Annotated in this window: 16 protein-coding genes, 1 tRNA gene and 1 pseudogene; 7 read left to right on the top strand and 11 right to left on the bottom strand. The window is 62.9% G+C overall.

The window, feature by feature from the left end; all coding sequences use genetic code 11:
• The first annotated feature begins 40 nt into the window (after nucleotides 1-40).
• Complete coding sequence (locus AC0L3E_RS03825) at nucleotides 41-1,042, top strand: NADP-dependent oxidoreductase (RefSeq protein WP_292335366.1); 1,002 nt, start codon at nucleotides 41-43, stop codon at nucleotides 1,040-1,042.
• Nucleotides 1,043-1,062: 20 nt separating this feature from the next.
• On the opposite strand, the gene AC0L3E_RS03830 is transcribed toward AC0L3E_RS03825, so the two are convergent.
• The 3 genes from AC0L3E_RS03830 to AC0L3E_RS03840 all read right to left on the bottom strand — a co-directional run bounded on the left by AC0L3E_RS03830 (nucleotide 1,063) and on the right by AC0L3E_RS03840 (nucleotide 3,327).
• On the bottom strand, nucleotides 1,063-1,536 hold the full coding sequence (locus tag AC0L3E_RS03830) for a VOC family protein (protein WP_174800353.1): 474 nt from the start codon (nucleotides 1,534-1,536) through the stop codon (nucleotides 1,063-1,065).
• Nucleotides 1,537-1,579: 43 nt separating this feature from the next.
• Nucleotides 1,580-2,728, bottom strand: coding sequence for an amidohydrolase (locus tag AC0L3E_RS03835; RefSeq protein WP_127326521.1), 1,149 nt, complete (start codon nucleotides 2,726-2,728; stop codon nucleotides 1,580-1,582).
• A gap of 155 nt (nucleotides 2,729-2,883) precedes the next feature.
• Nucleotides 2,884-3,327: an SRPBCC family protein gene (locus AC0L3E_RS03840; protein ID WP_127272572.1), complete on the bottom strand. Its 444-nt coding sequence runs from the start codon at nucleotides 3,325-3,327 to the stop codon at nucleotides 2,884-2,886.
• A gap of 437 nt (nucleotides 3,328-3,764) precedes the next feature.
• Here AC0L3E_RS03840 and AC0L3E_RS03845 point away from each other — a divergent pair, with 437 nt between their 5' ends.
• Nucleotides 3,765-3,908 (top strand): hypothetical protein, encoded by a 144-nt coding sequence (locus AC0L3E_RS03845; protein WP_127271038.1) that lies wholly within the window; start codon nucleotides 3,765-3,767, stop codon nucleotides 3,906-3,908.
• 97 nt (nucleotides 3,909-4,005) lie between these two features.
• Here AC0L3E_RS03845 and AC0L3E_RS03850 read toward each other — a convergent pair.
• Nucleotides 4,006-4,697: pseudogene (locus tag AC0L3E_RS03850) on the bottom strand (DUF2270 domain-containing protein).
• A 152-nt stretch (nucleotides 4,698-4,849) separates the two neighbouring features.
• On the opposite strand from AC0L3E_RS03850, the gene AC0L3E_RS03855 reads away from it, so the two are divergent.
• Complete coding sequence (locus AC0L3E_RS03855) at nucleotides 4,850-5,584, top strand: gamma-glutamylcyclotransferase (RefSeq protein WP_473604250.1); 735 nt, start codon at nucleotides 4,850-4,852, stop codon at nucleotides 5,582-5,584.
• On the opposite strand, the gene AC0L3E_RS03860 is transcribed toward AC0L3E_RS03855, so the two are convergent.
• The 5 genes from AC0L3E_RS03860 to AC0L3E_RS03880 all read right to left on the bottom strand — a co-directional run bounded on the left by AC0L3E_RS03860 (nucleotide 5,571) and on the right by AC0L3E_RS03880 (nucleotide 11,868).
• Nucleotides 5,571-7,550: a glycoside hydrolase family 127 protein gene (locus AC0L3E_RS03860; protein WP_473604251.1), complete on the bottom strand. Its 1,980-nt coding sequence runs from the start codon at nucleotides 7,548-7,550 to the stop codon at nucleotides 5,571-5,573. The genes AC0L3E_RS03855 and AC0L3E_RS03860 overlap by 14 nt on opposite strands.
• 14 nt (nucleotides 7,551-7,564) lie before the next feature.
• Nucleotides 7,565-8,422: a carbohydrate ABC transporter permease gene (locus AC0L3E_RS03865; protein ID WP_127326524.1), complete on the bottom strand. Its 858-nt coding sequence runs from the start codon at nucleotides 8,420-8,422 to the stop codon at nucleotides 7,565-7,567.
• Nucleotides 8,422-9,342, bottom strand: coding sequence for a carbohydrate ABC transporter permease (locus AC0L3E_RS03870; protein WP_473604252.1), 921 nt, complete (start codon nucleotides 9,340-9,342; stop codon nucleotides 8,422-8,424). Before AC0L3E_RS03870 ends, AC0L3E_RS03865 begins: the two co-directional genes overlap by 1 nt.
• Nucleotides 9,343-9,514: 172 nt before the next feature.
• Entirely contained in the window at nucleotides 9,515-10,762 is a 1,248-nt protein-coding gene (locus tag AC0L3E_RS03875; RefSeq protein WP_127326526.1) for an ABC transporter substrate-binding protein, read from the bottom strand.
• 62 nt (nucleotides 10,763-10,824) lie between these two features.
• On the bottom strand, nucleotides 10,825-11,868 hold the full coding sequence (locus AC0L3E_RS03880) for a LacI family DNA-binding transcriptional regulator (RefSeq protein WP_256747864.1): 1,044 nt from the start codon (nucleotides 11,866-11,868) through the stop codon (nucleotides 10,825-10,827).
• Between the two features lie 423 nt (nucleotides 11,869-12,291).
• On the opposite strand from AC0L3E_RS03880, the gene AC0L3E_RS03885 reads away from it, so the two are divergent.
• The 3 genes from AC0L3E_RS03885 (at nucleotide 12,292) to AC0L3E_RS03895 (ending at nucleotide 12,958) form a co-directional block, all read left to right on the top strand.
• Nucleotides 12,292-12,367, top strand: a tRNA-Cys gene (locus tag AC0L3E_RS03885).
• A gap of 190 nt (nucleotides 12,368-12,557) precedes the next feature.
• Entirely contained in the window at nucleotides 12,558-12,761 is a 204-nt protein-coding gene (locus tag AC0L3E_RS03890; protein WP_127321091.1) for a hypothetical protein, read from the top strand.
• A gap of 5 nt (nucleotides 12,762-12,766) precedes the next feature.
• A complete protein-coding gene (locus tag AC0L3E_RS03895) occupies nucleotides 12,767-12,958 on the top strand; it encodes a hypothetical protein (protein WP_127269694.1) in 192 nt (63 codons plus the stop codon).
• 28 nt (nucleotides 12,959-12,986) lie between these two features.
• Here the strand turns inward: AC0L3E_RS03895 and AC0L3E_RS03900 are convergent, their stop codons facing one another.
• Nucleotides 12,987-13,253 (bottom strand): DUF1488 family protein, encoded by a 267-nt coding sequence (locus AC0L3E_RS03900; protein ID WP_127269692.1) that lies wholly within the window; start codon nucleotides 13,251-13,253, stop codon nucleotides 12,987-12,989.
• Nucleotides 13,250-13,498, bottom strand: a complete 249-nt coding sequence (locus AC0L3E_RS03905; protein ID WP_127269690.1) for a hypothetical protein — start codon at nucleotides 13,496-13,498, stop codon at nucleotides 13,250-13,252. The genes AC0L3E_RS03900 and AC0L3E_RS03905 overlap by 4 nt, the downstream gene beginning before the upstream one ends.
• A 250-nt stretch (nucleotides 13,499-13,748) precedes the next feature.
• On the opposite strand from AC0L3E_RS03905, the gene AC0L3E_RS03910 reads away from it, so the two are divergent.
• A complete protein-coding gene (locus tag AC0L3E_RS03910) occupies nucleotides 13,749-14,087 on the top strand; it encodes a co-chaperone GroES (RefSeq protein WP_127269688.1) in 339 nt (112 codons plus the stop codon).
• Nucleotides 14,088-14,097: the final 10 nt, after the last annotated feature.

Below are 14,097 nucleotides of genomic sequence, written 5' to 3' on the forward strand. Positions count from 1 at the left end.
CTTGTCCCGAACATCAACAATCTCTCAGAAAGTCACTGCCATGAAGGCATTCGTCGTCGACAAATATAGCAAGAACGGCACGCTGCGGCTGGCCGAAATGCCGGAGCCGAAACTCGGGGACAGCGATGTCCTGGTCGAGGTCCACGCCGCGGCGGTGAACCTGCTCGATTCCAAGGTCAAAACCGGAGAGTTCAAGCTGATCCTGCCCTATCGCCGGCCGTTCATCCTGGGTCACGACGTGGCCGGGAGGGTTGTCCGCGTGGGATCGAAAGTCCGCAAGTTCAAACTCGGCGACGACGTCTATGCGCGGCCGCGCGATGGCCGGATCGGGACATTCGCCGAGTTCATAGCCATGGACGAGGCCGACGTGGCCCTGAAGCCCGGGAACCTCAGCATGGAAGAGGCGGCCTCGATCCCGCTGGTCGGCCTGACCGCCTGGCAGGCGCTCATCGAAAGGGCCAACCTGAAGAGGGGACAGAAGGTCTTCATTCAAGCCGGATCCGGCGGCGTGGGGACATTCGCCATCCAACTGGCAAAGCATCTCGGCGCGACCGTTGCGACCACCGCCAGCGCGGCGAGTGCCGGTCTGGTCAAGGGGCTCGGCGCCGATGTCGTCGTCGACTACAGGAAAGATGATTTCGAAAAAGTGCTGTCGGGCTACGACGTCGTCTTGAACAGCCAGGACACAAAGACACTTGAAAAATCATTGAATGTGCTGAAACCGGGAGGCAAGCTCATCTCCATCTCCGGCCCACCGGATCCCGACTTCGCCAGGGAAAAGGGACTGAACATGGTGCTGAAGCTGGTGCTTCGCCTGCTGAGCCGCGGTATTCGAGCGAGAGCCAAGCGCCGTGGCGTGACGTTCTCGTTTCTCTTCATGTGGGCGCAGGGCGAGCAGTTGAGCAAGATCGCATCGCTCATCGAAGCCGGCGCGATCCGCCCGGTCGTCGATCGGGTCTTTCCCTTCGAGGCGACCAACGAGGCGCTGGCCTATGTCGAAACAGGACGCGCCAAGGGCAAGGTCGTCATCAAGGTCAGATAGCAACTCAGCTGCGATCGAGGTCAGCCGCGCCGGGCTGCGTCGATGGCCGCGACGTCGATCTTCGTCATCTCCATCATTGCATCAAAGGCGCGTTTGGCTTCCTCGCCGCCGGCCGCCATGGCCTCGGTCAGCGTGCGCGGCGTGATTTGCCAGGACACGCCCCATTTGTCCTTGCACCAGCCGCACGCGCTCTCCTGGCCGCCATTGCCGACGATGGCATTCCAGTAGCGGTCGGTTTCCTGCTGATCGTCGGTGGCGATCTGGAACGAGAAGGCCTCGCTCTGCTTGAATGTGGAGCCGCCGTTCAATCCGATGCAGGGAATGCCGGCAACGGTAAATTCGACCGTCAAAACGTCGCCTTTCTTGCCGGACGGAAAGTCGCTCGGCGCACGGTGAACGGCGCCCACCCTGGTGTCGGGAAAGGTCTCCGCGTAGAAGCGAGCCGCAGCCTCGGCGTCCTTGTCGAACCAGAGGCAAATCGTGTTCTTTGGCATCGTTGGCATTGCGTGTTCCTTTCGGTGTTGGGGTCGGCGGAGGTCAGCCCAGCAAATTACGTGCCGTGCGCATGAAGATCCTTGACCCGATCGGGATCAGGTCGTCGGGAAAGTCATAGTCGGGATTGTGCAAGGCAGGGTGCCGCTCGCCTGCACCGAGGAAGAACATCGCCGACTTGGCACTGTGGCCGAACAGGCCGAAATCTTCAGAGGCGCGCATCGGCAGGGCTTCTTCGCCGTGCGCGACGCCCTCTTCATCAAGTGCGCGCCGCAGATGCTCCACCGCGTCCGGCGCGTTGACGCTGGCGACGAAGATCTCGTGGTAGTCCCAGCGGACGGAAAGGCGATGCTCGCCCGCGATCCTGGCGACCAGTGCTTCGGCAGCAGCGCACAGGTTTGCCATGCGCTCGTCACGCCGGGTGCGCAGCGTGGCCCACACCTCGGCGTGAGCCGGCGAGATGCCGAACACGGCTTCGCCCATCGCGGCATGGGTGACCGTCAGCATGGAGAAGTCGTCGTCGGCGAAGGTCCCGCGCCCGAGCGCCGGCAGCGCCGGCATCAGCTCACTGATCGCCAGCATCGGCGAAATGCCGGTCTCCGGCATGGACGAATGGGCGGTCTTGCCCTCCAGCACGATGCGCATGCCGCGTGACGCACAGTTGACCACGCCGGGCTTGAGCCGCACCTCGCCGAACGGCACGCCGGGCAGGTTGTGCAATGAGAAAGCGAAATCCGGCGCGATCTCGCCGAAGCGCGGATCGGCGACGACGCCTGCCGCGCCATTGCCGGTTTCCTCCGCCGGCTGGAACATCAGCACGACGCGGCCGCTTGCAGGCCTCTCGCGCCCCAACTGACGGCCGAGGGATGCCAGGATCGCGGTGTGTCCGTCATGGCCGCACATATGCGACTTGCCCGGCACGCGCGACGAATGCGGCACGCCTGAAAGTTCTTCGATAGGCAAGGCATCGAGTTCCGAACGGAACAGCACCGTCGGCCCCGCTTTGCCGCTGTCATATATGGCCGCGACGCCGTGCCCGCCGAGTTGTGTCAGCACCTTGTCCGGCCCCGTATCGGCGAGGAAGGCGACAACCTCCCTTGCCGTCTTCTCCTCTTCATTCGAGATTTCCGGGGCCTGGTGCAGCTGGCGCCGCCACGCCGTTAACTCGACGATGTCTCGGTTGGTCAGAGTCATGCCTTTTTTAGCCTCCGCTGCATCCTTCATTGACACGCCCAGTCACAGGGGGTGTCGATGATGAATTGCTAGCGATAAAGGGCAGTTCCCGCCACAGTCCAAGTTTCAGGCTTCGGCAGGCCAGAAACGACCCGTTCTCCCGGCCACCCCCCAGCCTATTGATTGATTTCGGGTTCGACGAGCTTTGCCAGATTTCTGAGCGACTCCTGCCAGCCGAGATAGCAGGCCTCGACCGGAATGACGTCCGGAATGCCGGCCTGGGTGATGTCGATTTCGGTGCCGACCGACACTTTTTTCAAGATCACGGTGACCCGGATCTCGCCGGGCAGATTGGGATCGTCGAACCTGTCGGTGTAGAGCAGGCGCTCGCCCGGGACGAGTTCGAGGTACTCGCCGCCGAAGGAATGGCTGTCGCCCGTGGTGAAATTGCGGAACGACATCTTGAACGTGCCTCCGACCTTTGCCTCGAAATTATGAACCGTGCAGGTGAAGCCGTTTGGCGGAAGCCACTTGGCCAGCGCGTCCGCTTCAACGAAGGCGCGATAGACCTTTTCCGGGCTGGTCGTCAGAACGCGGTGCAAACGTACGGTGCCGGGCATATGCTGGATCCTTTCATAAATGCCTGTTCGATACCCCAAGGACGAACGAGGCGTAACAAGTCCGACATTGGTTTGCGAATTTTTTGACGGGATGCGGCCTGCCTCCCCCGCGGGCATGCCGTTCGATGCCGCGCCTATCAACACGAAGCTCGGGCGAGGCGGCGGGCGAACTGCACCGGCTCTGGAGCTGGCGTTCACCTGCTAAATCGGGTTCCTGAGCCATCTTGTTGTTCAGGCGCGGTTTTACCGATTGGCGCGAACAGCCGCGCGTCCCGGCCAATGCTTCGAACGCGCGAAATAGGGTAGCGCGTCTTTGCCGTCCATGTGCCGATCATTAGAATTTGCATTTGATCAGAGTTGATTTCCTATCAGGCCGTTAACGCGGCCATGCTGTTAATCAGCATTTGCTAATGAGTCTTTCGAACCCGAGGCAAGCAATGACCAAGAATCTCGGCAATGCACGTCATACGCCGGCGAAGGACCTGCAGGTCTCCCTTCTAGGCAAAGCCGCGCCGGCACTGTTTCCGCTGGTCGTAGCGGCACTGGGCTACATGGTTGGCAAGCAGTTCTTCGGCATCTAGGCGCGCAGTTCCGTTCTCCCAAACGTTTCGGCGGACCGACCATGTCAACGCGCGGACCGTCGTTTGCATTGCAGCGGCGTGTCGCCGGACATCAACGTCAAACATGCACGTCGCCAAAGGACAGTTCGCCGTCGTCATCGGCCGTGAAAAAGACGATGGCAAGCAACCCGACATAGAATGCGGCCACAACAACCACGATCGCCACACCGGGAACGGGGCCAAGGGCGGCGCTGTCCACGGCTTGGCGAAGCGAGCCGGCAAAGCCGGTCCTGACGCCCACGGTTTGAAGGCTGGGTGTGGATATCTTGAGCACCCAGGCCAGCCAGAGGATCAGGAACAGGTAGATGTAATTCCGCGCAGCCGACGGGCTAGCGCGACGCGCTGCGACAGCAGGAATTTCGGCGCGCGCAGGCCTTCGCCGACGATGAGCAGCCAGTCCGAGGCGAAGTCGGGCTGTGGGGAAAAGATCTGCGCGAAATAGTGGCGTTCGAACTGGCGTACGCGCGCCCGATAGAAATCGAAGAACCGATAGCGGCGCGCCTCGATCCACAGCAGCAGCAGGATCAGCAGCATGGCGAACAGCAGCACGCCGTGATGCGCACTGGCCGTCGACAGCGATACCGAAAGCAGCGCCGCCACCACCGTGATTGCCCAGTTGGTCGTCAGGTCGAGCCGGTCGCGCCATCCCGCCATGCGAGCGATCTCGGCGCGATGGAAATGGGATAGCGTGTTGACGCGCTCCGCCGATGAAAGGACGGGACCAACGGGCTTTGCCGACGCATCGTTCATGGCATCCTCCGGCAAGGAACAGAACAGTTTGCCGGCAACATCGTTCCAAGACGCATCACGCAAGAGCGGCATCGGCCACTCGATCTCGGCTGCACGGCCCTTGAGAATCCTTCAGCCTTCGGCAACATGGCGGTAGGACTGGGAGCGCGAAGATGAGCAAGGCCATTTCCACCGCATCATCGAGGGTCCCGCGCAACAAGCCGATGGCGCTGACCGAGGCGTTGGTCGCGCGCACCATGCGTGCTGTCGAGGATGCCGGGCCGACGCCGGGCATGGTTCACATGACCGATGCCGACTATGCGCGCATCCGCGACGAGGTGCTGGCCGGCGCTCCGGCCGGGCCGCTGAAACTATTTGCCTATGGCTCGCTGTTGTGGAAGCCCGCCGGCGAGGTGAGAGGCGGAGAACGCGCGGTGGCCAGCGGCTGGCATCGTTCGTTCTGCTTCACGGTGCAGCGTTTTCGCGGCACGGTCGAGCAGCCCGGCCTGATGATGGCGCTCGATCGCGGCGGCCAGTGCCAGGGCATGGTGTTCGAGATCGCGGAACCGGTGGCGGCTAACCTCGAAGCGCTCCTGCGCCGCGAAATGACCATCCTGCCCGCCGTCAACGTGCCGCGCTGGCTGCAGGTCAGGACCGAAGGCGGCCCATGTCGCGCGCTTGGCTTCGTCGTCGATCCCGCCAATCCGCGTTATGCCGGCAACCTCGACAAGCAGGCGATCGCGGCGACGCTGGTGACAGCCGTTGGTCATTGGGGCTCGGGCGCGCAATATCTTTTCGAGACGATCCGCCACCTCGAAGCCTGCGGCATCCGCGACCGCAATTTGTGGCGGCTGCAGGAACTGGTGGCCGAAGAGATCGGGCTAACATCACAACTCACCCGTCCCTGAGCCATACCAGCATCTCGCCGGGCTCGCGGTTGTCCCAGGCGAAATAAGGAATGGCGGTCAGGCGCGTCTCGGCGGTGGCCGGCGGCTCGGGCCTGTAGAGCCCGTCCCGCCACCCGTCGGCGGCATCGGCAAGTGCCGCGGTCGACAGCGTCACCACACCGCCGAGAAGTTCCGGCCGGTGCTGCGCTTCGATGGTGGCCGTCCGCGGCAGCGTCAGGCGATGCGGCTGGCTGTCATTGTCTGATGCCTCGACGCAATAGATCAGCGGGCCGCGCGACAGCGCGACGCGGCCGGCATCCTGGCGCACCTGCGGGTTGGCATAAAGCCGCTCGATCGGCATTTCGAGATCGAGCCGGACATCATCGCCCTTCGTCCATGTCCGTTTGATCGCGGCGTAGCCGTCGCTGGTGATCTCAGCCAGCTTGATGGCCTCGCCGTTCACCTTCAACTGGGCACTGGCGCTCCAGGCTGGAATGCGCAGGTGCAAGGTGAATTCGACCGGCGCCTGCGGTCCGAGCGCGATCTCGACGGCGCCGTCCCAGGGATAGCGGCTCGTCTGCGTCACGCCGACCGGGACGCCCGATATGTCGAAACGGGCGGTCGAGTCGCCATAGAGGTGGATGGCCAACGCATCGTCGGCCAGGCTGTAGAAATAGCTGCCGATCGAGGCGACCATGCGACCGATATTGGGTGGGCAGCACGGGCAGCGGTGCCATTTCCACCTGTTGTGCTTGCCCCGGCTTTCCAATGGATTCTCGTAGAAAAACAGCGAGCCGTCGAGCGACAAGCCCGAGATCGAACCGTTGTAGAGGGCGCGTTCCATCATGTCGGCGTAGCGCGCGTTCGGCCCCATGCCGAGCATGCGGCTGGCCCAGAACACCAGGCCGACCGCTGCACAGGTCTCGGCATAGGCGCTCTCGTTGGGCAGGTCGTAGTCGCTGGTGAACCCCTCATTGTGCGCCGATGGCCCGAGCCCGCCGGTGATGTAGAGGCTCTTGGTGGTGAGATCGTCCCACAGAAGGTCGAGCGCCGACCGCAGCGTATCATCGCCATATTCGGTCGCGATGTCGGCCATGCCGGAATAGAGGTACATCGCTCTGACCGCGTGGCCGACGACCTTGTGCTGTTCTCGCACCGGGATGTGCGATTGGCTGTATTCATAGGTCTTGAAATGATAGGCCTTCGGGTCGGCGCCGCGGGCGCGGGCCTCCTCGTCGAAATAATGCGGCTGCTGCCCGCGCTGGTCGATGAAGTATCTGGCCAGCTCCATGTATTTCCGCTCGCCGGTCACCCGCGCCAGCTTGACCAGCGCCAGCTCGATCTCCTCATGTCCGCAATAGCCCTTCTTCTTGCCGGGCTCGGGGCCGAGCACCGACGCGATATGGTCGGCATAGCGGCACATGATGTCGAGCAGCTTGCGTTTTCCCGTCGCCTGGTAATAGGCGACCGCGCCCTCGATCAGGTGGCCGGCGCAATAGAGCTCGTGGCAGTCGCGCAGATTGGTCCAGCGCTTGCCGGGCTGGATGCGCTGATACCAGCTCGAGAGATAGCCGTCCTCCTGCTGCAGCTTGCCATACATGTCGATGACGGCATCGATCTTCTTCTCCAGTTCGGGGTTCTTGCGCCGGTAAAGCGAATAGGCCGCGGTCTCGATCGTCTTGCCGAGATCGGAATCCCAGAACATCTGCGTGGTCACCGTCGATCCGGTGAATTCCGCGCCCTGGCGGTCGGCTTCGTCGGGGGAGGGCGAGTGGAAGGGGATGACTATGCCGGGCGAGGGGCGGTCCGGATCGATCTGCTCCAGCATGCGGGCCTCGACGCAGCGCTCGTAGAGGATGTCGGCGGTGCGTGTGGCGACAGCGTCGGCGCGGTCGCCCCAGAAGCCGTGCACGTCGACCTGCGGCACCGGCAGCGGGCGGAAGGCGAGCTTCGGTTTTCCGGTCTTTGCGGATGGCGATGCGGTCATGAACTTACTCCATTCTATTTGACGGCCCCGGCCATCAGGCCGCGGATGTAGAAGCGCTGCAGCGCCAGGAAGAGGATGAGGCACGGCACCATCATCACGGTGACGCCCGCCTGCACCGCGCCCCAGTCGATGGCGCCAAAGCGGCCCGACTGCAGTGCGGTCATCATCACCGGCAGCGTGAACTTGGATTGGTCGGTCATCAGCACGAGGGCGGCGAGGAATTCGTTCCAGGCGCCGAGGAAGGCAAACAGGGCGATGGTGACGACGCCCGGCCAGACCAGCGGCAGCATCACCTTCAAAAGCATTGTGAGATTGCTGGCACCGTCCATGCGGGCGGCCTCCTCGATTTCGCGCGGCACGGCGTCGAAGGCGTTGCGCATCATGAAGATCGAGAACGGCAGTTGCAGCGTCACATAGACGCCGACCAGGCCGGTCAGGGTGTTGTGCAGGCCAAGCTTGGTCAGCACCAGGAAGATCGGCGTCAGGATCGACTGGAACGGGATCATGATCGTCGACAGGATGAGGATGAAGAACAGGTCCTTGAACGGAAACCGGAACCGCGAAAAGCCGTAGCCGGCCAGCACGCTGACGGCGACCGAGAGCACGACCGTCATCACCGAGACATAGATGCTGTTTTGCGCCGAGGCCCACAGCCCGTCGCCGAAGCTGTTGAGCGTGGCATAGTTCTCCAGCGAGAACCCCGACGTCGGCCAGGGCGGCAGCGGCGGCAGGCGTGCTTCGGCCGCCGGCTTGAACGCCGACAGCACCGCCCAAACAATCGGCGCGGCGAACAGCACCGAGGCGACGATGCCGGTCGAATGTTCTGCGACGCGGCTCAGGAGCCGGCGGCTACGGGAGGCGGCCTGCGCCATCAGTCGAGACCCTCAGGCTTGCGCAACAACCATAGCTGGACGAGGCTGAGCGCCACCAGGATGACCAGCAGCACCATGGAAAGTGCCGCGCCATAGCCGAGCTTGAACGACACGAAGGACTGGTTGAAGATCCAGTAGACCGCCGTCAGCGTCTGGTTGCGCGGGCCGCCGCGCAGGATGATGTAGAACTGGTCGAAGGCGAGGATCGAGCCGGCGACCGACAGGATCAGCGCCAGCGCCAGCGTGCGGCGCATCAGCGGCAAGGTGATCGCCCTGAACCTGGCGAAAGGCCCGGCACCGTCGATGACGGCCGCCTCCTGCAGGTCCTGCGGGATGGATTGCAGGCCGGCCATCAGGATGATCATGGTGAAGCCGGCGACCTTCCAGACGACCATGGCGATGATCGACCAGAAGGCCGGCTGGAAGGTGGCCAGAAGGTTGAACTTCCTGTCGATCAGTCCGAGGTCGTAGGCAGCCGGGCTGAACAGGCCGGAATCGACATTCAGCAACCACGACCAGAGCAGGCTGGCCGAGGCGAAACCGACAACCGCCGGCATGAAGAACATGGTGCGGTAGAGATTGGTCAGCGGCCGCGGCCGTTCGACGAACAGCGCCAGCGGAAAGGCCACCACGAAGATCGCGATGGTGACGATCACCGTGTAGAAGGCGGTGAAGCGCAGCGCGTTCCAGAACCTGATGTCGCGCAGGATGGCGACGTAATTGCCGAGGCCGATAAAGCTGTGCTCGCCCATCAGCGGCCAGTTGTGCAGCGACATCCACGCCGTCATGCCGAGCGGGATCAGGAAAAAGACGACGACCAGCGCGACAGCCGGCGCGACATAGAGCAGGCCGATCCATTGTTGGCGGCTGGCGACCCTGCGGGCGCGGGGCGGGGCAGGGGTTGCTGCGGTGATGGTCATGGCTGTTCCCTTGGCGCTGCGTCCCCCTCCCCCTTGAGGGGAGGGTCCGGCCGTGGGCCGGGGGTGGGGTCCTCTGCGGAGCGCGCCGACATCAAGAAACGTCGAGCACTGCGGTGGCGACCCCACCCGGACCTGCGGTCCGACCTCCCCTCAAGGGGGAGGTGAGGTTGGGCTATTTCTGCGGCGCCTGGTCGATGATCGATTGCATCGTCTCTTGTGCGTTGGCTATGGCGCCGTCGACATCGTCGCCGAAGAAGACCTCGTTGATCATCTGCGTCCACGGCCCGTTGGCGGAGTTGATCAGGTCGTTGAACACCACCGAATAGGGCGTCTTGCCCTTGGTCATGGCCTCGGCGGCGACCTGGTAGCGCGGATCGAGATCCTTCAGCGCCTCCTTGGCGATGTCGCCGCGCACCGGCAGGCTGCCGTATTTGGCAAGGATGGTCTGGCCTTCAAGCGAATAGGCGAAGTCGAGGAACTCCTTCACCACGGGCAGTTTCGTGGTGCCCTTGGTGACGACGAAATTGTCGCCGCCGGCAAAGGACGACCAGCCGCTGTCCTTGCCCGGCAGGAAGGTGACGCCGTAGTCGATATCGGGATACTGGGTGTTGAGCGCGCCGATGGCGAAGGCGCCGGACGGCGAGATGCCGATATTGCCGGCGGCAAATGCCGCAAAGAAGTTGGCGCCGGTATCGGTCTGCGCGCCCGCCGGCACCAGGTCCTTCTTGACCATCGAGCGGTAGAGATCGATGGCGCCGCGCAGTTGCGGGCTGTCCAGCGTCGCCTTCGAGCCGTCTTCGCTCAGGATGTCGCCGCCCGACGCCCAGATCAGGGGTGTGAAGGTGAAGATGTTGCAGCCGCCGCAATTGCCGGAGAAGTAGAAGCCCTTGATGTTGCCGCCGAGCGCGTTGACCTTCTCGGCATCGGCCGCGATCTCGGCCCAGTTGGCCGGGCCTTTTTCAGGGTCGAGGCCGGCCTGCTTGAACAGTTTCTTGTTCCAGATCAGCACCGAGGCGTCGGCGGAGAAGGGCAGGCCGTAGATGTGGTCCTTGTAGGTGCCGGTCTTCACATGCGCAGGCGACAGGCTGGCAAAATAGGGCAGGGACTTTGCCCAGTCGGTAATGTCCTCCAATTGGCCGGCTGCGGCGAATGAGGGCGTGTAGATCAAGTCGAGCGACAGCGCGTCGGGCGCCGTGCCGCCGGCGGCCGCGGCGCCGTATTTCGGGATGATCTCGGCATTGGGAATGATGTCGAGTTTGACCTGGTTGGTGTGCGCCTTGTTGTAGGCATCGACGATCCTCGGCATGAAATTCGAGCCGTCGGCGCGCACCCAGATGTTGGCCGTCTCGGCGGCGGCAGTGCCGAGACCGCCACCCAGAACGGCAGCGGCCAGGGTCAGTTTGGCAATCAGGTTCCTCATGTTCTCCTCCTCCAAGGTTGCCGCGGTCCGCGGCTTGGCGCCGATTGCGCGGCGCTTCGTTTTCAGCCACCCGGCGGATGGCCGCATGACTGCCGCACCACCAGCCGGCACGGCAGTTTTCGAATGCCTGGCGCGGCGGGCTTGCCGCCGACCAGCGAAAGCAGGGTCAACCCGGCCTCGCGCCCGAGCGCGACAAGGTTCATGTCGACAGAGGTCAGCGGCGGGCGCGTCGCCTCGGCCACGATCTCCCAATTGTCGAAACCGATGACGCCGACATCACTGGGGACGTCGAGGCCGCGTTCGCGCAGCGCATCGATGACGCCGCGCGCGATCTGGTCGTTGCCGCAGAAGACCGCGTCCGGCCTTTCGCTTTTGCCGTCGAACAGTTGCGCAACCGCCTGGTGACCCCAGGCTTCCGACCAGGAGCCGAGCAGCGGCTCGCTGACCGTCAGGCCGTTTTCGACCAGCACGTCGCGGTAAGCCTGGACGCGCGCGTGCACCACGGCAAAGCTCGCCGGCCCGGTGACATGGGCGATGCGCTTGCGGCCCAGCCGGCAGAAATGCTCGACGGCCAGCCGGGCGCCGCCAACATCGTCCGAGACGAAGGCGACGGCGCCGGGATCTGGCTGCGTGAAGGCATAGATCACCGGGACGCGCAGATTGGAGAGGTCGACGGGCAGATGGCGATCGATGCGCTTGCCGGTGGCGATGATGCCGTCAACGCGCTTGTCGAGCATGGCGTCGACATGCATCTGGCCCAGCCGCGGATCCTCCTCGACATTGCACAGGAACACCGAGACGCCATTGTCGACCAGCGCGTCCGAAATGCCCGACATCAGCGGCAGCGAGAAGCGGCCATAGGTATCGTTGGTGAGCAGGCCGACGGTGAAGCTGCGGCGCCGGAGCAGGCTTTGCGCCAGGCTGTTGGGCCGGAAACCGAGCCGCCGGGCGGTCTCGCGAATGCGTTCGCGCGTCTCGGCTGTCATCCGGCCCTGGCCGTTGAGCGCCTTGGATGCGGTGGCGACGCTGACTCCGGCCTGGGCGGCCACGTCACGCAAGGTGACTGGCTTGGAAAAGACCGGAGCAGGCAGATCGTCCGATGGCATCGCGCCGAGATCCTTGGTTGGGAAAAGGTTTTCTCTTACCGGGCCGGATGAGGCCCGGCAGGTGGCCGAGCCCGACGACGATTGCTTGGGAAAACCTTTTCTCAGATGAAGCTAAGCCAGATCGAATCGCTGTTCAAGGGGAAAGTTGGTTGGCCTCCGCTCCTCTCCTCCGAAATGCAACGCGGGGTAAAAGCAGCCTCGGAAGCGCGTAGCTCAGGGGAAGAACGTCAGTCGCAGTGCTGGAGGCCCTCGGTCGACACGGGGCGGGCTGCCGCTTGGGGCGTGAAGGATCGCAACTCTGCGCCGGAAGCGAGGCCCGGCAAGGTTGGCTGACGAACGCTCTGAAACTCGATGCCGAAAATTCTGAACAATCCCTCGGGATTAACCTTTCCGTAAATATTTGGCCGCTACTTCGACAGCCATGGCCTCGTGGCGGAGCGGCTACGCTGGAGACGGCAAATCTCTGAAGCCTCGGTTCGATCCCGAGGCGAGGCCTCCAAAATTTCGCGTCCCAATCTGCCCCGAGCGCAGTCAGTTCCCGCGAATAGATTGTGTGTTGCGAAGGCAGTACAGACCGGCCGTCAAAGCAGTCCTGTCTTGAATTTGGCATGCAGGCGCTCGCGAAAAGAGTGCTATGGAAGGGAGGCGAGCGTTGTTGCTTCGCTTTTTCCTGACATTCGAGGCCTTTCGTGCGTGAACCGTCGCTGCTGCCCGTTTTTGGAAAACTTGGCCTCAAGACCCCTGTCGCCTTGGCGGCGGCACCAATCTCGCCGGCAGGTGTGCCGCACCTGCGGAAGCTTCTGGCTGCGCATGGCGGCATGGTGCTGAAACTGTCGGTCGTCGCCTGGACGGTGCTGATCCTGGGCGCCGTGTTTTTCACGATGCAAGGCTGACCGGCATGGCCAACCGCTACACGGTGCGCATGGAGCTTCCCCAGAGTTGGAGCATCATCGATGTCTTCACCGGCCAGCCTGCGGTTGTCCGGCAAAAGGTGATGGTCGGGATGGGGCCGCGCGAGGCCGAGGACATGGTCGTGCAGATGAATGTCCGCGACGTCAAACGCCGCGAAAGGGCCGAGCGCAAGACCTGATCGCGGTCAGCACCAACTCGCCGCCATTTCAGCCGAAATCGGCCGCCGTCAGCACATACATGCTCTTGCGGGTGCGGTCGTAGGCCTTCGACGCCACCTCGCGGATGGCGCTGCTCTCGGTGTCGAATGTCTGGAGATAACCGGCTTCATCGGCAGCAGTGCCCGGCCGCATCTTGGCCATGGCGTCGGCAGCGACGGAAAATGAGATCTGGAACATGCCGTCATGGCCGACGAAACGAATGCGCTGGCCCGCTTCGTCATAGCTGCGGCTGGGGTTGGGGAAGGTGAGGCTCATGTCTTGGCCTCCGTGGCTTTCTTGGTCGCCCGCTTCTTCTTCGGCGTAGGATTGAGGGCCTCGGCGACACGATCGGCCTCTTCCTTGGCCAGCCGAAGCTCCCTCAGCCTTGCCGTCTTGATCTCCCTGGCTCTTGCCTCGGACATATATTCGGCGGTCGCCTTGTTTTTCTCCGCTGTCTTCTTCTGCTTGTCGACAAAGCGGGCTTCAGCTTTTTCCATGATCGTCTGATTGCCTTCGGCCATCGAAGAAATCTCCCTTGTGCCTGAAATCGTGAAAGTGAACTTGTCCGATAAATAGGCACTCGATCGGCAAAATTCAATCTTTTGAATTATTTGACATTCTGCGGATATCACGAAACGGCCAGCTGAAATAATACTTTTGAATATTTAATTTGGCCCGCGAATAATTTTTGGCACTCCTATCTATCGAGTGCCAACGCGTCTATAGAGGAGGGGCGTGGCCGCCTGTGCCGGCCCCAGAAAGAAAGTTCCCATGAAATTTCGGCCACTCCACGACCGCGTCGTCATTCGTCGCGCCGAAGGCGATATCAAATCCAAGGGCGGGATCATCATCCCCGACACTGCCAAGGAAAAGCCGCAGGAGGGCGAAGTCATCGCCGTCGGCCCTGGCGCACGCGACGAAAACGGCACGCTTGTTCCGCTCGACGTCAAGGCCGGCGACTTCATCCTGTTCGGCAAATGGTCGGGCACCGAGGTCAAGATCGACGGCGAGGACCTTCTGATCATGAAGGAAGCCGACATCATGGGCGTTATCGACAAGAGCGAGACGGCCGCAACCGACAAGACCGTGGCCGCCAAGAAAGCTGCCTGACCTCATTTTC

Source organism: Mesorhizobium sp. WSM4822, assembly GCF_055811155.1.